The following is a 20053-nucleotide window of genomic DNA, read 5'->3' on the forward strand; positions in this document are numbered from 1 at the left end:
GAGAGGGGATCTGCGCCCGCAGCACGCCCGCGTCCGAGAAGAGGATCCGCACGTGAACGACGACCGCAACCGCTCCTGGCCCGACCGGGATCCCGATCCGCGGCGTCAACCACCCCCTGCCGGCCGGCAGGGGCCACCACCGTGGGCCCGCAACCAGCCGCAGGGCGGCGCGCCTCGCACGCCCCCGCCGGGCAACCCGGCGCAGCCCGGCCAGCCCGGTCCCCGGGTGCCCCCGAACCGGCCCGGCACCCCGCCGCCCGGCTTCCGTCAGCCGCCTCCCGGCGCGCGCCGGCCAGGCCCGCCGCCGCCCGGACCGCGGCGTGAGCCGGAGCTGATGACGCACCACGTGCACAACGGCACCGCCAACGACCGCTACGACGCGGGTTACGACGCCGACGGCCCGCTCGACCCCGACGACGTCTACCCAGACGAGCCAGAGCTCGACAAGAAAGGCCGGCCGGTCCTCACCGCCGCCCAGAAGAAGAAGCGGCGCTGGAAGATCATTCGGCGCAGCGTCTACGCGTTCGTCGGCGTCTTCATCGTGATTCCCGCGATCGCGTTCGTGATCACGTACTTCAGCGTCGACGTGCCTTCGCCGCAGAGCGTGGCGTCGAGCCAGAACCAGGCCGTGACGTACCTCTACGCCGACGGCTCGCCGATGGGCAAGGACGTGCCGGCGGGCGGCAACCGGCAGATCCTCACCTCCGACCAGATCCCCGACATCATGAAGCACGCCGCCATCGCGACCGAGGACTCGTCGTTCGAGACCAACTCGGGCTTCGACGTCACCGGCATCCTGCGCGCGGTCTACAACCAGGTCACCGGCGGCACCGGCGGTGGTTCCACGATTTCCCAGCAGTACATCAAAAAGGCCACCGACAACGACGCGCCCACGCTCACCCGCAAGTGGACCGAGCTGGCGAAGTCGTTCAAGATGAACCAGACGTACTCGAAGCAGGACATCATCACCTCGTACCTGAACATCATCTACTTCGGACGTGGTGCGTACGGTGTCGGCGCGGCGTCGCAGGCCTTCTTCCACAAGGACGTGAAGGACCTCAGTTTCTCCGAAGCGGCGCTGCTCGCCGGGCTCATCCAGCAGCCGGGCCGGTCGGAGAACCCCAAGGTGGCAATGGACCGCTGGAACACCGCGCTCGACCGCATGGTGGAGAACCACTACATCACCGCGGCGGACCGCAAGGCGGCGCATTTCCCCACGCCGGTCCCGCTGTCGGAGGACAAGGAAGACTCGAGCGCGCCGTACCGCTTCATCTCCGACCAGGTGAGGGCGGAGCTCGAAGCCCACGGCATCTCGAGCGACCAATACTACTCGGGCGGCTACACGATCCAGACGACCATCGACAAGAAGGCGCAGGACCTCGCCCAGCAGGCGGGCGCCGACGCGCTGGCGAAGCAGTCGGACAACCGGCTTCTCGACGCGCTCGTGGCCGTCGACCCGAAAACCGGCGGCGTGCTCGCGTACTACGGCGGGCCCACGACCATCGATGTCAACGGCCAGAAGCAGAAAGCCCGTGACTGGGCCGACACCCCGCAGAACCCCGGTTCGTCGATGAAGCCGTACGACCTCACGGCGTTCCTCAAGATGGGCAAGGGGATCAACTCGACCTTCGACGGCCGCAACAACCGCGAGTTCGACGGGCGCATCGTGCGCAACGCCGGTGACAGCGACAGCTGCTCGGAGCAGTGCACCGTCGCCGAGGCCATGAAGATCTCGGCCAACACGGTGTTCTACGACATGGTCCTCAACGTCACCAAGCAGGGCCCGGTCGAGCAGGCCGCCGAGGAAGCCGGCGTGAAGACCAAGGACAACGGCGGCAAGTCGGTGATCTCCATCGCCGACAACAACATTTCCCTCGGTGGTGGCGGCACCCAGATCACGCCCGCGGACCAGGCCTCGGCCTACGCGACGTTCGCCGGCGACGGCCAGCAGCGCGACCGGCACTTCGTGCTGAAGGTGACGAACTCGCAGAACGAGGTGGCCTACGAAGCCCAGGCGCAGCCAGCCAAGTCGGCATTCGCCGACGGCGACGCCGACCTGAGCAAGCAGATCGCGGGCAACGTGACCAAGGCACTGCAGCCCGTGATCGGCTTCTCGAAGCTCAAGTGCCCGACCGGCCACGAATGCGCCGGCAAGACGGGAACGCAGCAGCACACGAAGCGCCCGGGCGAGCCGGCTTCGGCAGCGAACGCCAACGCGCAGACGTGGATGGTCGGTTACACGCCTTCGGTTTCCGTGGCGGTGTGGGTCGGCGGCAACGGTGACCTCGACCTGCACGGCAAGGGCAGCACGCCGATCTTCGGGTCGACCATCGCCGGCCCGTTGTGGCAGAAGTTCATGACCACCTACCTCGCGGGCAAGCCAGCCGAACGCTTCCCGCAGGTGGATCTGATCGGCGACGCGGCCCCGCCGTCCGGTCCGCCGAGCGACCCGAACATCCCGCCGTCGGACATCACGCCGACCGACAACCCGAACGACCCGAACAACCCCGGCGGCGGCGACGGCAACAACCCGGTGAACCCCGGCGACCCGAACGGCCCCGGTGGCCCGGGCGGCAACTTCCCGTCGTTCCCCACGCAAACGCCGAAGCCGCCGAAGCACCCGCCGTCAGGTGACCCCACCGACACGGGGGATCCCGGCGACACGGGCGTTCCCAGCGAATAGTCAGGGCGTCGCAAGAGAAAAGGCTCCCCCCATCCGGGTTTCCGGACGGGGGGAGCCTTTTTTCGCGCCCGCAAAGGAAAAGCGGGGGAGGCCGCGAGCTCGGCACTGGGGGTTGCCGAAGTCGCGGCGAGCTACTCGAGCGTCATGACGCGGCCCTCGGCGCCGGAGCGGTGGGCGGCTTCGATCACGCGCAACGCGGCCACGGAACCGGCCGGGTCCACGGGGAACGCCGCTTCGCCACGCAACGCGTCGCGCACCTGGGCGTAGAAGTCCTCGTAGCGGCCGACCTCGGTGGGCACGATCTCGGTGTGGTCCGTGCCGTCGTCGACGCCGAGGGCGCCGGCGTCGGCCTCGGGCTCGACGCCCCAGCCCTCGTCGCCGGGGCGCAGGCCGTCCTTGATCTGGGGTTCCTGCACGTCGAGGCCGTACTTGGTGAAGGTGGCGCGGTCGCCGAGCACGCGGAACCGCGGGTTGCGCGTGGCCGCCAAGGCGGAGGCCCACAGGTGCGAGCGAACTCCGTTGGCGTGGTGCAGCGCGACGAACACGTCGTCGTCCACCTGCACGCCGGCGCGGCGGCGGTCGACCTCCGCGTAGACCTGCGTGACCGGGCCGAACAGCTGCAGGGCCTGGTCGACGATGTGCGCGCCGAGGTCGTAGAGCAGGCCGCCGGCCTCGGCGGGGTCGCCGAACTCGCGCCAGTTGTCCTTGATCTTCGGCACCCAGCGGTCGTAGCGGGACTCGAAGCGGAACACGTCGCCGAGCCGGCCGGACTCGATCACCTTGCGCACGGTGAGGAAGTCGGAGTCCCAGCGGCGGTTCTGGAAGACGGTGAGGCCGACACCCTTGGCCTTCGCCGCCGCCACGACCTGCTCGGCCTCGGCCGCGGTCGGCGCGAACGGCTTGTCCACGACCACCGGCAGGCCGAGCTCGACGGCGCGCAGCGCGAGCGGCACGTGGGTACGGTTCGGGGTGCTCACCACGACGAGGTCGAGGTCGCCCGCCTGGGCGAACAACGCATCGGCGTCGGGCACGATCTCGGTGCCGGGGTACTCCGCGCGGGCCTGAGCGGCGCGTTCCGGGTTCGCCGTCACGATCGCCGCGGGCACCAGACCCGGCGTCGAAGCCACCAGCGGCGCGTGGAAGACGCGGCCGCCGATGCCGTAACCGAGGATGCCGACTCGCAAGTCATCAGCCATGCCGCCCATTAAACAACACTGTTGCGTAACTAGCCAGTTATTCGAGAGGATCTCCGGATGGCCGAAACCGGAGTCAACCTGCGCGGGCTGCGCCGCTTCAACAGAGCGCTGCTGCTCGGTCACATCCTGCGCGCGGGCGGGCTCAGCCGCGTGGAGCTGGCCGAGCGCACGGGGCTGACGCAGCAGGCGGTGTCGAAGATCGTCGCCGAGCTGCTCGAGACGCAGCTGCTCGACGTCGAGCGCCAGGCCGCGGCCGGCGTCGGCAAGCCGCGCACGCAGCTGCGGATCCGGCCGTCGGCGAAGTGCGCACTCGGCGCGCAGCTGGACCGCGACGGATTCCTCGTGCTGCGCACGGGACTGTCCGGCGAGGTCGAGGACACCGTGGAAGGTCCGCTGCCCGTCGGCTTCACGCCCGAGCAGGCCGTGACCGCGGTGGTCGGCGCGACGCGCAAGCTGCTCGCCGACGTCGACCCGGCGCGCGTGCTGGGCCTCGGCGTCGGCGCGGTGGGACCGCTCGACCACCGCGAAGGCCGCGTCCGTGACGCCACGAACATGCCGGGCTGGCACGACGTGCCCCTTCGCGATCTCCTCGCCGAGCGCACGGGACTGCCCGTGACGCTCGACAAGAACACGAACTCCGCCGCGGTCGCCCACACGTGGCCCGACACGCCGGAGACCGCCACCGCCGTGGTGCTCGTGGGCACCGGTATCGGCGTCGGGCTGCTGGTCGACGGCAACGTCTACCGCGGCCCGCGCACCAACGCCGGTGAGTTCGGCCACACCACGATCGCGTACGACGGCCCGCGCTGCGCCTGCGGACGGCGCGGCTGCGTCGAGATCATGCACCGCTCCGCGGCCACCCCCGCCGAGGCCGCGCGGCTGCTGGGAATCGGGCTCGCCGACCTCGTGCAGGTCCTGGACCTGGAGCGGATCGTGTTGTTCGGCCGCGCCATCCGCGCGGAGCCCGACGTATACCGAGACACGGTGGCGGCGCAGCTGAGCGAGCTGCTGCCGGTGCCGCACTGGCAGCGCATCGACGTGGAGCTGAGCGACCTCGGGGAGGAAGCCGTGGCCCTCGGTGGGGCTTTCGAGGTGCTTGCCGGGTTCTACTCCGACCCTAAATGACAGGCGCCTGACCTGCGGGCAGATAGCATCCGCGACGTGCCCGACCAAGCCACCGCCGAAGAGCCGGACGCGGCTCCCCGCACGCTGACGCCAGCGGAGCGGATCGTGCCGAGCTGGAACGACCCGCTGGCCGCCGCGGCGACGAGACCGATCGGCGGGCCGCTCGGCGAACACGCGGCCGTGGGCCGGCATTGGTTCTGGTCACCGCAGCGCGTGGGACTGGGCCTGGCGATCCTCGCGCTGGTGCTGTGCTGGTTCGGCAAGGCGTCCTGCATCCAGCAGTACCAGGACTCCACTGGCGCCAGCCAGCTCGACTGGCGCGCGGGCCGCCCGTTCGTCGCGATGTGCTACTCGGACATCGTGCCGCTCTACAGCTCCGAGCGGCTCAACGACCCGAAGACCTTCCCGTACGTCTCGTCCTGGCAGGAGGACACACAGACGGCGGACAACCAGACCCGCTACATGGAGTACCCCGTGCTCACGGGCCTGTTCCAGTGGGTCAACGCGAAGCTCGCGGCGGGCTGGCTCTCGGTCGCGAACTCCGGCTGGCTGCCCAGCGCGCTGCCGGTGGCGATCTACTTCAACATCTCCGCGTTCTGGCTCGCGCTCGCGTGGCTGATCACGGTGTGGGCGACCGGGCGCACGATGAAACGCCGGCCGTGGGACGCGGTCCTGGTGGCGATCTCGCCGCTGGTGCTGGTGCAGGCGTTCACGAACTTCGACGCCATCGCCACGGCGTGCACCGCCGCGGCGATCCTCGCGTGGTCGCGAAAACGGCCGGAGATCGCCGGCGTGCTGCTCGGGCTCGGTGCCGCGGCGAAGCTGTACCCGTTGCTGTTGCTCGGGGTGCTGTTCGTGCTCTGCCTGCGCGCGGGGAAGCTGCGCGCGTGGGGCAGAACGGCGGCGTTCACCGTGCTCACGTGGCTGATCGTGAACGTGCCGTTCATCCTCGTGGCCACGCACGGGTGGTGGGAGTTCTTCCGGCTCAACACGTTGCGGCCGATGGACCCGGACTCGCTCTACAACGTCATCTCCTACACCACGGGCTGGACCGGCTTCGACGGCGTGCTCCAAAAAGGACAGACGCCGGCGATCCTCAACACCGTGATCGCCGTGCTATTCCTGCTCTGCTGCGCCGGAATCGCGTACGTCGCCCTCACCGCGCCGCGGCGGCCGCGCTTCGGCCAGCTCGCCTTCCTCGTGGTGGCGGCGTTCCTGCTGACCAACAAGGTGTGGAGCCCGCAGTACTCGCTGTGGCTCGTGCCCCTGGCGGTGCTCGCGATCCCGCGCTGGCGGCTGCTGCTGAGCTGGATGGTGATCGACGCGCTGGTGTGGGCGCCGCGGATGTTCTACTACCTCGGCATCGACCACAAGGGACTGCCGGAGGGCTGGTTCCTCGGCACGGTCGTGGTGCGCGACCTCGCCGTGGTGGGCCTCTGCGTGCTGGTGATCCGCGAGATCTACCGGCCGCGCACGGACCTCATCCGGCTCGCCGGAGACGACGACCCGGCCGGCGGCGTGCTCGAACGGGCGCGTGACCGCGTGAAGTTCGCGGGCTTCAGGAAGCACCGCCGGGCTGTGCCGACGGTGCCACCCGTGCCCGAGTCCTAGGCGGTCTGCTTGCGCAGGAAGGCGATGTCGGCCGCCTGGCCCTCGCTCGGCGTCTCCACGACGACGGGCGCGCCGGCCTTGCGAACGACGTCGGCGAGCAGCTCGGGATCGATGGTCCCCTCGCCGCCGACGATGTTGGCGTGGCGGTCGCGGTTGGAGCCGAACTCGTCGCGCGAGTTGTTGAGGTGCACCAGGTCGATGCGGCCGGTGATGGCCTTGACCTTCTCGACGGCGTCGGCCAGATCCCAGCCCGCGGCGTAGGCGTGGCAGGTGTCGAGGCAGAACCCGGCGCCGAACTCGCCGACCTCGTCCCACAGGCGCGCGATCACGTCGAGCTCGCGGGTCATCGCGTTCTCGCCGCCCGCGGTGTTCTCGATGAGGATCGGCACGGCGAAGCCGCCCTTGTCCGCTTCGCGCTCGAAGAGCTTGCGCCAGTTGGCCAAGCCCTCGGCGACGTCGTCGCCGGCGCCCACGTGGCCGCCGTGCACGATGAGTCCCTTCGCGCCGATCACGGCGGCGCCGGTGGCGTGCTGCGCGACGTTCTTGCGCGACGGGATGCGGATGCGGTTGTTCAGCGACGCGACGTTGATCAGGTACGGCGCGTGGATGAACACCTCGACCGGCGACTCCTTGATCGCGTCCCCGAACGGGTGCGGTTTCGGAGCCTTCCACCCCTGCGGGTCGGACAGGAAGAACTGGACGACGTCGGCTTCTCGCTCGGCTACGGCGGCCAGCGGATCGTCGTCGCGGACATGGGCGCCAATCTGCATGAGAGCACGCTACCCCCGGGTGAATCCGCACCTGACGCCCCAGTTGGTGACGCTCGTGGAGTACCGTGAGCGCGTTCCGTGATCCAGTTCGGGCCGTCGGAGGGGTTTTGCATGGGGAAGCACGCCGCCCGGATCACCACGTTGGGGATCGCCGTCGCACTGCCGGTTCTCTCGGCCGCGCTCGCGCTCCCCGCCACGGCTTCCGCGGACCCGAGCCCCACGCTCGACGGCGACTGCTCGGCCACGCTGCAGAACGGCAAGACCGGCAAGGGTTTGTCACTCGACGCCGGCGCGCCGCTCAACGCTCCGAACCGGCTCACCGTCGGCCTCGACTCGAAGGCCAAGCAGGCCGACGGGAGCAACCCGCTCTTCACGCTCCCGGTGGGCGATGTCGTGCGCACGCTGGGCGTCGGCGAGGTGCCGGCGGTCGGTGACGCGGCGGCGAACGGTGTCTGCCCGCTCGCGCAGAACACGGCCAACAGCGTCGGCAACGCCACGGGGAGCCTGGTCGGTGGCGTGACCGCCCCGGTTGTGACCCCGCCCGGAGACAACCCTCCCGGTGACAACCCGCCGGGCGACAATCCCCCCGGTGGCACCCCGCCCGGCCAGACGCCTCCCGGCAGCACTCCGCCGGGCGCCCCCGGCAGCAGCCTCGACCCGGTGATCACCGGCTCGGGCGACCTGTCCGGCCTGGACTCCATCGCGGGCATCTTCACCAACGCCGCCATGCTGCCGTCCGGGCTCGTGCAGGCGCCGCCGGTGATCACGCAGGTCATCCCGGGTCAGCTGCCCGCGGACCAGGTGCCGACCGTCGACGCGAAGAAGTCGGGCACCGCCGAAGCGCTGCCGGCCGTGACGCCGCCGGCGAAGCTGCCGATGCTCATCGCGGTGCTCGCGCTGGCCATCGTCGCGGCGGCGCTCGTGCGCGCGTGGCTGCGCCGCAAGACCGCCTGATCGACACGGGCGGTGACACCCGCTTCCCACCCGAATGCCTGACATCGGTGGCTGAGCGGGCGTCACTCGTTCCCGTTACCGTCGTTGTCCAGGGGAGACAGGTTCAGACCGAACGCGGCGGAGGGCTCGATGGCCAGGCAGCACCGCACACGCAGGGCCACCGCGCTGGGAGCCGCCGCCTTCGTGCTGGCCGGCTCGGCCGCGCTCGCCGCGCCGAGTACGGCGTCCGCAACGTCCACTCCGACGACCATCGTGACCCAGTGCGGCTCGACGATCACCGCGAAGCCCGGGGACACGGTCCAGGTCAAAACGCTGCTGGGGCTGCCGGTCGACCTCGGTGTGGTCGGCCAGGTCTCCGGTGTGCTGACCGGCGCCGTCAACTCGGTTCTCGGTGCCCTCTGCAAAGTCACGGTGAACGTGGTCAACACCGTCGTCGCGCCGGTGCCCGTGGTCGGCGCGCCGGCCGCGGGGGCACTGAACCAGACCGTCGCGGGGACCACGAACACCCTGCAGCAGGGCGTCGATTCGACGCAGCGCGCGCTGACGGGCGGGGCGCCCGCGCAGCAGAACCCCGGCAGCCCGCAGCAGCCGCCGGCGACCGGTCCCGGCGCGCCGCAGGGTGGCACTCCCGCCGGCCAGACGCCGATCCCGCCGGTGAACAGCCCGTTGCTGCCGCTCTCGGGTGGTGGCGGCGGTCTCGCGTCGCTGTTCCCGGGCTTCGCGAACTTCTCGAACTTGCCGTTCAGCACCGGCTACGCGCCGATGCGCGACTACAGCGACATCCCGATGGCGATGGCCGGGCTGTTCTCGCCGTCGCCCGCGCTGCGCTACGGCAGCCAGATCCCGGGGTACGCACCGCAGTACGGCCTCTCGAACCCGGGTCAGCCGTCGGCCGGGAACGCGAGCGTGCAGAACGCGGGCGAGGCGCAGGCGTTACCCCCCACCGGGGATAACCACGCGAACGGGTTGGATTGGCCCGTGCTGGTGGCAGTTCTTGCACTCTCCGGAGTCAGCGCGGGCCTGGTTCGCACCTGGGTCCTCCGCCGAATGGCCGCTGCGAGTTAGGCCGACTCACCAGTATCTTTTCGGGGTCCCATTCGTTTCACCAGTCGCGATGGTCGACGCCCGAAGACCCTGGAGGACAGCGCTCGTGCCGAAGAACCCCACCTGGCTGAGAACTCGGCGCATACTCAGCGTCACCGCGCTGGCGGCCCTGGTGACCGGCGGCGCGTTCCTCGGCTCGGGCACTGCTTCGGCCGCCACGACCCTCGCCAACCAGTGCACGGGCTCGGTCAGCGGCAGCATGGGCGACACGGTCGCGTTGCCGGGCTCCTCCGTCAGCGCGCTCGCGAAGCAAGCCGCTGCTTCGAAGCAGCAGACGCTGCTGTGGATCATCCCACTCAACGGCGTGAACCCCGATGGCGTCGCCAACGCACTGTCCGCGAAGACGCTCACGGTCGGCACCGTGCCCAGCTCGTCGGGCGGCACCATCGACGGCAAGAGCATCGGCAGCGCCGTCGGGCAGGCACTGCAGGGCAACGCCGCACTTGGTTACAGCGCGGACACGAAGAAGCAAGTGCTCGACGCGATCACCAGCTCGGTCACCTCGAACTGCGGCCTGACCACACTGGCCACGAACTACACGCCGCCGACCTCGTCGTCGACGCCGAGCAGCAGCTCGCCCTCGACCAGCACCTCGCCCTCGAACTCCGAGGGCGGCCCGCTCGCGAACCTGATCCCCGGATCCGCCGGCACCGCGCCGCAGCGCGACTACAACGGCATCCCCACCGCGACACCCGGCACCGCCGTCGCCCCCGGCATCCGCTATCCGGCCAACGGCACGCTGCCCGGCTCGGCCGCGCCCGTGACCGGCGGCCAGGACACGCAGAGCCAGGGCCCGGACGTGCTCAACGCCGGCAACGCGGAGTCGCTCGCGACCTCCGGCGGCGCGTCCGACATCCAGCTGCCGATGCTGCTCGCGGTGATCGTGCTGGCGGGTGTGACGGCCGGGCTGGTGCGCACCTGGGCGCTGCGCCGGGCCTCCTGACAGCTCTGTCGGTACCCCCAGGTAGTCTTACCTGGACAAACCCTCCTGCCACGGACAGTCCGTGGCCGCGAGCCCATAGGAGGTGAGTGGTTATGTCACGCCATTACGAGGTAATGGTCATCCTGGACCCCACGCTCGACGAGCGCACGGTCGCCCCCACGCTGGACAACTTCCTCAACGTGATCCGCACTTCGGGCGGAAGCGTCGAGAAGGTCGACGTCTGGGGCCGCCGTCGCCTGGCGTACGAGATCAAGAAGCACGCCGAGGGCATCTACGCGCTGCTCGACCTGAACTCCGACTCCGACGCGGTCAAGGAACTCGACCGTCAGCTGTCGCTGCAGGAGACCGTGCTGCGCACCAAGGTCATGCGCCGCGAGGTCAAGCGCGCCGCGGCCAAGCCCGTCGCCGCCAAGGCCTGAGCCGAAGGGACGTCCCCGTGGCTGGAGACACCGTCATCACGGTGATCGGAAACCTGACCTCCGACCCGGAACTGCGTTTCACCCCGTCCGGCGCGGCGGTCGCGAACTTCACGGTCGCGTCCACCCCGCGCACCCTCGACCGGCAGTCCGGCGAGTGGAAGGACGGCGAGGCGCTGTTCCTGCGCTGCAACATCTGGCGCCAGGCGGCGGAGAACGTCGCCGAGTCGCTCACCCGCGGCGCCCGTGTGGTCGTGCAGGGCCGGCTCAAGCAGCGGTCCTTCGAGACCAAGGAAGGCGAGAAGCGCACCGTCGTCGAGCTCGAAGTCGACGAGATCGGGCCCTCGCTGCGGTACGCCACGGCGAAGGTCAACAAGGTCAGCCGCGGTGGCGGCGGTGACTTCGGCGGCGGCGGTGGCGGCGGCGGCGGTGGCAACCGTGGAGGCGGCGGTGGCGGCGGCATGCCGGCCGACGACCCGTGGGGCTCCGCGCCCCCCGCAGGCGGCGGTGGCGGCGGCGGTTTCGCCGACGAACCCCCGTTCTGATCTCGCACTTTTACACCTCAAGATTTGAATCCAGGAGAAGACAGTGGCCAAGCCACCCATCCGTAAGCCCAAGAAGAAGGTCTGCGTTTTCTGCAAGGCCGAGAAGAAGGGCCGCCCGGAACTGATCGACTACAAGGACACCAACCTGCTGCGGAAGTACATCTCCGACCGCGGCAAGATCCGTGCCCGTCGCGTCACCGGCAACTGCAGCCAGCACCAGCGTGACATCGCCATCGCGGTGAAGAACTCGCGCGAGATGGCACTGCTGCCCTACACCTCGACCGCTCGCTGAGGAGGCTCGTCATGGCGAAGATCATTCTCACCACGGACGTGGCGAACCTCGGTGGCCCCGGCGACATCGTCGAGGTCAAGGACGGTTACGCCCGCAACTACCTGCTGCCCCGCGGCTACGCCATCGTGGCCAGCAAGGGTGCCGAGAAGAACGTGCGCACGATCCAGCGCGCGCAGGAGTCCCGGCGCATCCGCGACCTCGACCACGCCAAGGAAATCAAGGCGACGCTCGAGGGCCTCGGCGCCATCCAGCTGACGGGCAAGGCGGCGGAGGGCTCGAAGAAGCTCTTCGGCTCCATCACCGCCGGCGAGATCGTCGACGCGATCAAGGCCCAGGGCGGCCCGCTGCTCGACAAGCGCGTCCTGGACCTCCGCGACCACATCAAGACGGTCGGCAAGCACTCCGTCAACGCCCGCCTCCACCCCGACGTGAAGGTCGACGTCCGCCTCGAAGTCAAGGCGACTTCGGTCTGACGGTTTCAGTTGCTCCAGCAAAGCGCCCTCGGGTCTTTCCCGGGGGCGCTTTGCTGTGCGTGAACCATCCATTCGGGCGACCCACAAGATCGGTTCCGGCCTCCGCGCGAGGTCTTCCGAACCCGAGCGGGAACCAACGGCCGTGCGTTACCATCCAACCTGCTGATCTCGCCGTTTGGGGAGCGAGAGGTAGCCCAAGGGGGTAACGCCGATGACCGAAGTTCCACCCACTCCGCCGATCAAGGTCGGCAGCTACGGAACCGGCGGCGGTTACCAGTTCGATGACGACGAGGTCGACGGCGTCATCAACCAGTGGCAGGCCCTGGCTGACAACCTGCAGACCGACCTCAACCGCGCCACGACGATCTCCAAGGTGACGGCACCCGCGGACGAGTTCGCCAGTGGCGATTTCGTCAAGGGCGGTGCGAACCCGTCGGGGCAGACGCTGCTGGACCAGCACGATCGTATGGTCAAGTACGTCAACAACTTCATCACGGCGCTGAAGGCGGCTAAGAACAAGATCACGGTCGCGGAGCAGCAAGCGCGCGACAACATCAAGACTGGAGCCTGAGTCCCGCATGATCTCCCGCACCGTTCGCATCGCCGCCGGAACCGTCGCTGCGCTGGCCGCTCTCACGGCATGCAGCGGTGAGAGCAGTGGCGGTACCAGCCCCTCGTCTTCAGCGCCGGCGAGCAGCCCGGCAGCGGGGTCGGGCCCGAAGGTGCCGGCGGCACTGCCCACCGACGTACTGCTGAGCGACCCGTGCAGTGTGTTGACGGCAGACGGTGCCACCCAGGTCGGGCTGGCATTGCCGGGCAAGAAGGACACCGGCAGCAGCCAGCTCACCGGGTGCATGTGGAAGTCGACCCGCAGTGAGCAGAACTCCGTCGCGGTCTACCCCTTGCCGCAGAACAAGGGCGGCATCAGCGACATCTACGACCAGAAGGATCAGGACGTCTACTTCCAGCCGGTGTCGATCGACGGCTATCCCGGCGTGTTCGCCGACATCCACGACGGCCGTCCCGACGGCGGCTGCACCCTCTGGGTCGGCGTCACCGATCAGCTCGCGGTGTCCGTGATCTCGGCGATCAACGTGGGCGACAACAAGAACAACCCGTGTGCGATTTCGCAGAAGTTCGCGACCGCCATGGTCGGACACCTCAAGGGTGCGGCGTGATCGAGCACCTGAACACCTCAGAAGGAGTGGCTCATTATGGGGAATGATGCCAACACCATGGGCAAGGAGCTCAAGGGCATGGCGATCGGCGCCGGGTACGGCGCCGCGATCGGTTCCGTCGTTCCCGGTGTCGGAACCGCGGTGGGCGCCGGCGTCGGCGCGATCGCCGGTGGTCTGGTGGGCCTGTTCAGCGGTGGTCCCGAGGCGCAGCAGCAGTCAGCGGACCTGGGTGGCCGCTCGATCGACGCGTACTCGATCTACCAGAAGATCCACGCCGGTGACCCCGCATCGCTTGAGAACGGCTCGAAGGCCGCCGGCGAACTCAAGACGGTGCACAGCGATCGTGTCACCGAGATCGACAACCTGAACAAGAAGATGGACACTGCCTGGCAAGGTGGCGGCGCGACGGCCGCCCAGGCCGGTGCCCACCCGCTCGGCATCTGGCTGCAGGACTCGGCCGGCAACCTCGGCAAGAGCGACATGTACCTGGGCAACCAGGTCGACTGCTTCCACACCGTCAAGTCGAAGGTCCAGGACCTCCCGAAGGACCCGCCGTCGGCCGGTTTCCTCGACGGGATCAACCCGCTGAGCGACAAAGACGACGAGATCAACCAGTACAACGACAATTCGAAGGCGAACGTCCAGGCTTACACGGCCTACTTCAACGCGTCGAACAGCAACGCCCAGCAGCTGCCGCAGTACAGCGCTTGGCAGGGCAACAATTTGTCCGACGGCGGGGGCGGAAACAACTTCGGTGGTGGCGGCGGAGGCGGCAACTTCGGTGGCGGCGGAGGCGTCGGCGGGGGTGGAGGCGGCAGCTTCAACCCAGCCAACATGCCGAAGTTCGACGCGAAGCCGACCGACTTCACGACCGGCCACAGCGGCATCAACGATCCGAACAATCCCAACAACACCGGCATCCCGACCGGGACGTACACGCCGCCCGGTTCCGACAGCACGACCGCGCAGGGCTTCACGCCGTCGTCGTTCGACTCGAGTGGGTTCGGACCCGGCGGGGCCGGCGGGTTCGGGCCGGGTGGCGGCGCCGGGGGCTTCGGGCCCGGCGGTAGCGGCGGCGGGTTCGGCGGCGGCGGCGCCGGTTCGGGTGCCGTCGCGGGCTTTGGGCCCGGTGCGTTCGGTGGTGGCTTCGGGGCTGGTGGTGCGGCGTCCGGTGCCGCGGCCGGGCTCGGCGCGGGCGAAGGCGCAGCCGGTGCCGGTATGCGCGGCGGCGCCATGAGCGGCGCGGCCGGGAAGGCCGGTACGTCCGGGATGGGCGGCATGGGCGCGGGCGGCGCCAAGGGCGGCAAGGGCACCGAAGACGAGGAACACCAGACCAAGTACCTCGTCGAAGAGGATGCCAACGAGCTCTTCGGCACCGACGAGCTGACCGCGCCACCCGTGATCGGTGAATGAGGCCCCACGACGTGATCTCTCTCGACCAACCGACGAAATTCACCATCCCGACGCTGTTCACCCTGATCCGGCGTCGGGGCGGTGAGCCTCACCAGACCATCGCCGACATGGCGACCTTCTACGACCCGGTGGCGGAACGCCGGATCGACGAGGACGTCAACGCGGTGCTCACCGACCTCGGGCTGATGGGCCCGCGCGGCATGGACCGCGATCTGCTGGCGCTCATCGAGTCGATCTGCCACCCGCAGATCGAGTACTACGGGTGGTTCGACGGGCAGTTCGACGACGGCAGCCCCTCGAACTACGCCGTGCTGGTCGGCAGCGGCAACGGCGGCGGCTTCGCGCTGCTCCGGGTCATCGGAGACCAGACGGTCACCGTCGTCCGGCAACGGCCCGATCTGCTGCTCCCGACGTTCCTCGACATGATGCCCGCAGGCCAGGGTGCATCGGGGCAGCCGTTGGTCACCAGCAAGTCCGAGTTCGACAGTGGCCGCGCCGCGGGGTCCGAGGATGTGTCGCAGCGTTCGATCATGCAGACCGGGCCCGGGCGGAACGAGGCGCTCGCGCCGTTGAAGGAGATTCAGCGGATCCTGAAGGCACCGCGGACTGGGGCAGGGTCGTTGTACGTCGCGACGCGGCCGAACGGGGGGCGGCGCCGGCGGATTCCGAAGCCGATCAACTTCGTGGACACCGCCGAGGGGCGCTGGCTGATGGAGGAGCGGCCCGGGCGGGACGACTCGCTCGTCGTGTTCACGCCCGGTACGCCGAAGGCGATCGGGGATCGGTTGCGGACCGCACAGAGCGCGTTGGGCTGACCCGTCAGAGCGCTACTCCGGGTGGGGTTTCGAGTGCGGCACGTTCAGATTGCCGCCAGGTGAACCCCACCCGGTTTTTGTGTTGCGACCGGCCTACCAGCGTGTTCTCACTCAGCGGTTACTCAGAGCGCCGAAACACCGGTGCGCCGCCGGCGCGGCTGCTCGTTCAGCCCACCGTGTCCCGCCTCTACGCTCCGTAGCATTCATCCACAGGCATGTGTGCACGCGCCCGGGCGACACGCCGAACGACGCGCCACGCGCGACACGCCGGACGAGTTTCGACAAAGTTCTCCACAGTCTCTACACAGGCCTTGACCTGGGGATTCTTTGAAGCTGATCAGTACTGTCCCCAACTTGTCCACAGCGTGGCGGCTACCTGTGACTGGTTACCTCCAGTCGTCCACAAGTTATCCACAGGACGGTCAACACCCTGAATTGCGCTCGTCCGTCCGGGGGATCTAGCGTGCCCTCTCGGCCAGCACTCACGGTGGCGCCCGGCGTGGCAAGTCATCGGTGAGGGGACGCCAGTCCATCATCAAGAAGGGCCCGGCGGTTGGGCTGGGAAAGTCGGAGAGGATCCGGCATACTCGAACAGGTGTTCGCACGAGGAGAGCTCGCGCGGCACCGTTCGACACAGGACGTGACGAGTGGCAGGGGATGACCGCGGCTTAGCCCGCCGGTCGAGGAGGTGTCCGGGGCGGTGGCGCTGACCGACGACCGCGGTCCGATGTACGACGCGGACTCCGACCCGGGGCCGAGTGACCCGGGTCCGGGCGGGTTCGACCGGCAGCCGCCGCAGGACATGGCGGCGGAGCAGTCGGTGCTGGGCGGCATGCTGCTGTCGAAGGACGCGATCGCCGACGTGATCGAGGCGCTCGGGCCCGGCGACTTCTACCGGCCCGCGCACCAGGCCGTGTACGACTGCATCCTCGACCTCTACGGCCGCGGCGAACCTGCCGACCCGATCACGGTGTCGGCGGAGCTGGAACGCCGCGGCGAGCTCGGCCGCGTCGGCGGCGCGCCGTACCTGCACACGCTCATCGCAACCGTCCCCACCGCGGCCAACGCCGGGTACTACGCCGAGATCGTCGCCGAGAAGGCGGTGCTGCGCCGGCTCGTGGAGGCGGGCACGCGCATCGTGCAGTACGGCTACGGCGCGGCGGCCGCCGACGGCGCGAACATCGACGAGGTCGTCGACCGCGCGCAGGCCGCCATCTACGACGTCACCGAGCGCCGCACCAGCGAGGACTACGTCGCGCTCGAAGACCTCCTGCAGCCGACGATGGACGAGATCGACGCGATCGCGTCGCGCGGCGGGCAGTCGCGGGGCATCCCGACGGGCTTCGCCGACTTCGATGAGCTCACCAACGGCCTGCACCCCGGCCAGATGATCATCGTCGCCGCCCGCCCCGGTGTCGGTAAGTCGACGCTGGGCCTCGACTTCGTGCGATCCGCGTCGATCCGCCACGGCCTGACCAGCGTCGTCTTCTCGCTGGAAATGAGCCGCACCGAGATCGTGATGCGCATGCTGTCGGCCGAGGCCAAGATCCGCCTCGCCGACATGCGCGGTGGCAAGATGTCCGACGACGACTGGACCCGCCTGGCCCGCCGCATGAGCGAGGTCTCGGAGGCGCCGCTGTTCGTCGACGACTCCCCGAACATGACGATGATGGAGATCCGTGCGAAGGCCCGCCGGCTCAAGCAGCGCCACGACCTCAAGCTCGTGGTCGTCGACTACCTCCAGCTGATGACGTCGGGCAAGCGCGTCGAGTCGCGGCAGCAGGAAGTCTCGGAGTTCTCGCGGCAGCTCAAGCTGCTCGCGAAGGAGATCGAAGTGCCGGTCATCGCGATCTCCCAGCTCAACCGTGGTCCGGAACAGCGCACCGACAAGAAGCCGATGCTGTCCGACCTCCGTGAGTCGGGCTCCCTGGAGCAGGACGCCGACATCGTCATCCTGATCAACCGCCCCGACGCCTGGGAACGCGACGATCCCCGCGCCGGCGAAGCCGACCTGATCCTGGCGAAGCACCGTGCCGGCCCGACGAGCACGATCGTCGTCGCGCACCAGCTGCACTACAGCCGCTTCGCCGACCTCGCGCACGACTAGCCCCGCTTTGTTCGACGCGGCCCCCACCTTCGGCGACGTGCGACTGCGCGCCTTCGAAGACCGCGACGTGGACATGATCATCGACTTGTCGACCGATCCCTACATCCCGACCATCGGGTCCCTCGTCGGCAACTCCAACCGGGACGACGCCCGCGCATACCTCCGGCGACAGCATGACCGCCTCGACGCCGGGCTGGGCTACGCGTTCTGCGTGGCGTCCGCGAGCACCGACGAACCACTGGGCACGATCGGCCTGCACCTCACCGCCCTCACCGCCGGCCGCGCGACCGCGGGGTACGCCATCTCCCCCGCCCACCGCGGCAGGGGGTTCGCGCGGCAGGCACTCACCGCGCTGACGTGGTTCGCCTGGTCGATCCCGGACCTGCACCGGATCGAGCTGTACATCGAACCGTGGAACGTCGCCTCCGTCCGCACGGCCGAGGCCGCGGGCTACGAGCGCGAAGGTCTGCTCCGCAGCCACCAGGAAATCGGCGGCCGGCGGGTGGACATGCTGCTGTACGCCGCGATCAAGCCGGCTGACCAGCCAAGGTAGCCAGGTGGTTCAGCTGGGACGCGAAGGGTTCGGCGCCCGGGCGGTCAGGGTCGATCACCCTGCCACTGTGACTCTCGGCGGTCAGCGGCCAAGAGCCTCGTAGTTCGTGATGAAGCTCGTCAGCAGGCGCGCGAACGTCGCACGATCCTCGGCACTCCACGGCGACATCGCCTCCGCGAAGACAGTCCTGCGGAACGTGTGCAGCGCGTCCAGCCGGGCGCGGCCGGCCGGGGTCAGCGCGAGGACCGTGCGGCGGCCGTCGGATTGGTCGGCTTCCCGCTGCAGGTCGTCCTGGTCGACGGCGCGGGCGACGAGACGGCTGGCGCGAGGCTGGTCGACGCCGAGCGCCAAAGCGAGCGACGTGACGGTGGCCGGATCGCCACGGTCCGCGAAGTCCTCGACGACGTCGAGCAGTTCGATCACCGGGTCCAGGGCGTGCTGGCCACGGCCACGGGCGATGCGCGTGAGAGCGCGGCGCTGCTGGCTCCGGCGGATGGCGATCATGGCGTGCTCGACGTCGGCCACCGGGTCCGGCATGGGTGTCCCCTCACGGAAATACATGTACCTTTACATGTAGTTGCTCTTCAACATAGGGAGTATCCATGAAACCCATCGGCTACTGGCTCCGGCACAACCACGAGTTACTCGAAAAGGCCTTCGACCGGCCGCTCGGCGCCTACCACCTCACGCGCCGGCAATGGCAGGTGCTCAACGCGGTCGCGCAAGGGGCGCACACCATCGAACAAGTCGACGAAGCACTGAAGCCCTTTGTCACCCAAGAAGGCAGCATGGCCCGGCACCTCGGCGAACTGCACCACCGAGGCTGGCTCACCCCGGACCACCAGCTCACCGCCGAAGGCCGGCAAGCCCACCAAACGATCGAGGCCGACGCCCGAACCTTCCGCGCTCGAGCCACGAACGGCATCGACGAGCAGGACTACCTCACCACCGTCCGCACCCTGGAACGAATGGCTGAAAACCTCACCTGAGGAAATATCGCCGGGCCACAAAGCGTCGCGTACTGTAGTAGTTGAAGTTTCAAACACTTGGAGGCACGCATGGCCCGCACCCCGGTTCTCTACCTCAGCCACGGTGCGCCGCCGCTCGCGGACGACGCGAGGTGGACGCGGCAGCTCGCCGGCTGGTCCGCGGACTTGCCGAAGCCCCAGGCGATCCTCGTCGTCTCGGCGCACTGGGAGGAGTCGCCGCTGACGCTCGGGGCGACCGAGACCGTCCCCCTCGTGTACGACTTCTGGGGCTTCCCCGACCGCTTCTACCAGGTGAAATACGCCGCACCGGGCGCGCCCGAGCTGGCCGCGAAGGTGCGCAAGCTGCTGCACTCGACCACGCCCGTGCACGACGCGCCGGACCGCGGCCTCGACCACGGCGCGTACGTGCCGCTCGTCGAGATGTACCCCGGCGCCGACATTCCCGTCTTGCAGGTCTCGATGCCTTCGCTCGACCCGCAGGTGCTGTTCGACCTCGGCCGCAAGCTCGCGCCGCTGCGCGACGAAGGCGTGCTGATCATCGGCAGCGGCTTCTTCACCCACAACCTCAGCGCCATGCGCGAGACCGACGGCACCGACGGCACGCCGCCGCAATGGTCCACCGAGTTCGACCACTGGGGCGACGAGGTCATCAACCATGGCGACGTCGACGCACTGCTCGACTTCCAGCACAAGGCGCCTGCCGCCGCCGTCGCGCACCCGCGCATCGAGCACTTCGCACCGCTGTTCGTCACGCTCGGCGCGAGCGAGACGACCGGCCGCACCGTGATCGACGGGTTCTGGCACGGCCTCGCGAAGCGTTCGCTCGAATTTTCCTGACGCACAAAGAAAACGGGCCCGGAAGCTGGCTGCTTCCGGGCCCGTTTCG

At 69.2% G+C, this 20053-nt stretch carries 21 protein-coding genes; 18 read left to right on the forward strand and 3 right to left on the reverse strand.

Features of this window, described 5'->3' with window-relative positions; translation table 11 throughout:
- Positions 1-52: 52 nt before the first annotated feature.
- Entirely contained in the window at positions 53-2683 is a 2631-nt protein-coding gene (locus AB0H62_RS12740) for a transglycosylase domain-containing protein (RefSeq protein WP_220245338.1), read from the forward strand.
- A gap of 131 nt (positions 2684-2814) precedes the next feature.
- Here the strand turns inward: AB0H62_RS12740 and AB0H62_RS12745 are convergent, their stop codons facing one another.
- Positions 2815-3879, reverse strand: coding sequence for a Gfo/Idh/MocA family oxidoreductase (locus AB0H62_RS12745; RefSeq protein ID WP_220245339.1), 1065 nt, complete (start codon positions 3877-3879; stop codon positions 2815-2817).
- A 57-nt stretch (positions 3880-3936) separates the two neighbouring features.
- Here AB0H62_RS12745 and AB0H62_RS12750 point away from each other — a divergent pair, with 57 nt between their 5' ends.
- Positions 3937-5004 carry an ROK family transcriptional regulator gene (locus AB0H62_RS12750; protein ID WP_360585929.1) on the forward strand — a complete coding sequence of 356 codons (1068 nt, stop codon included), beginning with the start codon at positions 3937-3939 and terminating at the stop codon, positions 5002-5004.
- A gap of 36 nt (positions 5005-5040) precedes the next feature.
- Positions 5041-6615 carry a glycosyltransferase 87 family protein gene (locus AB0H62_RS12755; protein ID WP_220245341.1) on the forward strand — a complete coding sequence of 525 codons (1575 nt, stop codon included), beginning with the start codon at positions 5041-5043 and terminating at the stop codon, positions 6613-6615.
- Here AB0H62_RS12755 and AB0H62_RS12760 read toward each other — a convergent pair.
- Entirely contained in the window at positions 6612-7385 is a 774-nt protein-coding gene (locus AB0H62_RS12760; protein ID WP_220245342.1) for a deoxyribonuclease IV, read from the reverse strand. The two genes, AB0H62_RS12755 and AB0H62_RS12760, sit on opposite strands and share 4 nt — an antisense overlap.
- A 111-nt stretch (positions 7386-7496) precedes the next feature.
- Between AB0H62_RS12760 and AB0H62_RS12765 the strand changes: the two genes are divergently transcribed.
- The 13 genes from AB0H62_RS12765 (at position 7497) to AB0H62_RS12825 (ending at position 18178) form a co-directional block, all read left to right on the forward strand.
- On the forward strand, positions 7497-8339 hold the full coding sequence (locus AB0H62_RS12765; protein ID WP_360585932.1) for a hypothetical protein: 843 nt from the start codon (positions 7497-7499) through the stop codon (positions 8337-8339).
- A 129-nt stretch (positions 8340-8468) separates the two neighbouring features.
- The gene (locus AB0H62_RS12770; RefSeq protein WP_220245344.1) at positions 8469-9404 is read left to right on the forward strand and encodes a hypothetical protein; all 936 of its coding nucleotides are present in this window, start codon (positions 8469-8471) and stop codon (positions 9402-9404) included.
- 85 nt (positions 9405-9489) lie between these two features.
- Positions 9490-10386, forward strand: coding sequence for a hypothetical protein (locus tag AB0H62_RS12775; RefSeq protein WP_360585934.1), 897 nt, complete (start codon positions 9490-9492; stop codon positions 10384-10386).
- Positions 10387-10478: 92 nt separating this feature from the next.
- Complete coding sequence (rpsF, locus tag AB0H62_RS12780) at positions 10479-10805, forward strand: 30S ribosomal protein S6 (protein ID WP_220245346.1); 327 nt, start codon at positions 10479-10481, stop codon at positions 10803-10805.
- Between the two features lie 17 nt (positions 10806-10822).
- The gene (locus AB0H62_RS12785; protein ID WP_360585937.1) at positions 10823-11347 is read left to right on the forward strand and encodes a single-stranded DNA-binding protein; all 525 of its coding nucleotides are present in this window, start codon (positions 10823-10825) and stop codon (positions 11345-11347) included.
- Between the two features lie 43 nt (positions 11348-11390).
- Entirely contained in the window at positions 11391-11639 is a 249-nt protein-coding gene (rpsR, locus tag AB0H62_RS12790; protein WP_003098744.1) for a 30S ribosomal protein S18, read from the forward strand.
- Between the two features lie 11 nt (positions 11640-11650).
- Positions 11651-12112, forward strand: coding sequence for a 50S ribosomal protein L9 (gene rplI, locus AB0H62_RS12795; RefSeq protein WP_220245348.1), 462 nt, complete (start codon positions 11651-11653; stop codon positions 12110-12112).
- A 211-nt stretch (positions 12113-12323) separates the two neighbouring features.
- Complete coding sequence (locus AB0H62_RS12800; RefSeq protein ID WP_220245349.1) at positions 12324-12683, forward strand: hypothetical protein; 360 nt, start codon at positions 12324-12326, stop codon at positions 12681-12683.
- 7 nt (positions 12684-12690) lie between these two features.
- Positions 12691-13290 carry a DUF3558 domain-containing protein gene (locus AB0H62_RS12805; protein WP_220245350.1) on the forward strand — a complete coding sequence of 200 codons (600 nt, stop codon included), beginning with the start codon at positions 12691-12693 and terminating at the stop codon, positions 13288-13290.
- A 36-nt stretch (positions 13291-13326) separates the two neighbouring features.
- Positions 13327-14703, forward strand: coding sequence for a hypothetical protein (locus AB0H62_RS12810; protein WP_255638560.1), 1377 nt, complete (start codon positions 13327-13329; stop codon positions 14701-14703).
- An 11-nt stretch (positions 14704-14714) separates the two neighbouring features.
- A complete protein-coding gene (locus AB0H62_RS12815) occupies positions 14715-15518 on the forward strand; it encodes an ESX secretion-associated protein EspG (RefSeq protein WP_255638561.1) in 804 nt (267 codons plus the stop codon).
- Positions 15519-16218: 700 nt separating this feature from the next.
- A complete protein-coding gene (dnaB, locus tag AB0H62_RS12820) occupies positions 16219-17625 on the forward strand; it encodes a replicative DNA helicase (protein WP_220245354.1) in 1407 nt (468 codons plus the stop codon).
- 37 nt (positions 17626-17662) lie between these two features.
- Positions 17663-18178 carry a GNAT family protein gene (locus tag AB0H62_RS12825; RefSeq protein ID WP_360585940.1) on the forward strand — a complete coding sequence of 172 codons (516 nt, stop codon included), beginning with the start codon at positions 17663-17665 and terminating at the stop codon, positions 18176-18178.
- Between the two features lie 81 nt (positions 18179-18259).
- Here the strand turns inward: AB0H62_RS12825 and AB0H62_RS12830 are convergent, their stop codons facing one another.
- Positions 18260-18715, reverse strand: coding sequence for a MarR family winged helix-turn-helix transcriptional regulator (locus AB0H62_RS12830; protein ID WP_220245355.1), 456 nt, complete (start codon positions 18713-18715; stop codon positions 18260-18262).
- Between the two features lie 65 nt (positions 18716-18780).
- Here AB0H62_RS12830 and AB0H62_RS12835 point away from each other — a divergent pair, with 65 nt between their 5' ends.
- Entirely contained in the window at positions 18781-19167 is a 387-nt protein-coding gene (locus AB0H62_RS12835; RefSeq protein ID WP_360585942.1) for a MarR family transcriptional regulator, read from the forward strand.
- A gap of 69 nt (positions 19168-19236) precedes the next feature.
- Positions 19237-20004 carry a class III extradiol ring-cleavage dioxygenase gene (locus tag AB0H62_RS12840; protein WP_360585944.1) on the forward strand — a complete coding sequence of 256 codons (768 nt, stop codon included), beginning with the start codon at positions 19237-19239 and terminating at the stop codon, positions 20002-20004.
- Positions 20005-20053: the final 49 nt, after the last annotated feature.

The sequence above is a fragment of the Amycolatopsis sp. NPDC050768 genome (assembly GCF_040654155.1).
Classification (GTDB): domain Bacteria; phylum Actinomycetota; class Actinomycetes; order Mycobacteriales; family Pseudonocardiaceae; genus Amycolatopsis.

Bases quoted from the DNA above. Each gene is read 5' to 3' on its own strand.
- AB0H62_RS12810 (WP_255638560.1), top strand. From the start codon at position 13,327: ATGGGGAATGATGCCAACACCATGGGCAAGGAGCTCAAGGGCATGGCG.
- AB0H62_RS12760 (WP_220245342.1), bottom strand. From the start codon at position 7,385: ATGCAGATTGGCGCCCATGTCCGCGACGACGATCCGCTGGCCGCCGTA.
- AB0H62_RS12830 (WP_220245355.1), bottom strand. From the start codon at position 18,715: ATGCCGGACCCGGTGGCCGACGTCGAGCACGCCATGATCGCCATCCGC.
- AB0H62_RS12750 (WP_360585929.1), top strand. From the start codon at position 3,937: ATGGCCGAAACCGGAGTCAACCTGCGCGGGCTGCGCCGCTTCAACAGA.
- AB0H62_RS12800 (WP_220245349.1), top strand. From the start codon at position 12,324: ATGACCGAAGTTCCACCCACTCCGCCGATCAAGGTCGGCAGCTACGGA.
- AB0H62_RS12765 (WP_360585932.1), top strand. From the start codon at position 7,497: ATGGGGAAGCACGCCGCCCGGATCACCACGTTGGGGATCGCCGTCGCA.
- AB0H62_RS12835 (WP_360585942.1), top strand. From the start codon at position 18,781: ATGAAACCCATCGGCTACTGGCTCCGGCACAACCACGAGTTACTCGAA.
- rplI (WP_220245348.1), top strand. From the start codon at position 11,651: ATGGCGAAGATCATTCTCACCACGGACGTGGCGAACCTCGGTGGCCCC.
- AB0H62_RS12805 (WP_220245350.1), top strand. From the start codon at position 12,691: ATGATCTCCCGCACCGTTCGCATCGCCGCCGGAACCGTCGCTGCGCTG.
- AB0H62_RS12745 (WP_220245339.1), bottom strand. From the start codon at position 3,879: ATGGCTGATGACTTGCGAGTCGGCATCCTCGGTTACGGCATCGGCGGC.
- AB0H62_RS12770 (WP_220245344.1), top strand. From the start codon at position 8,469: ATGGCCAGGCAGCACCGCACACGCAGGGCCACCGCGCTGGGAGCCGCC.
- rpsF (WP_220245346.1), top strand. From the start codon at position 10,479: ATGTCACGCCATTACGAGGTAATGGTCATCCTGGACCCCACGCTCGAC.
- AB0H62_RS12840 (WP_360585944.1), top strand. From the start codon at position 19,237: ATGGCCCGCACCCCGGTTCTCTACCTCAGCCACGGTGCGCCGCCGCTC.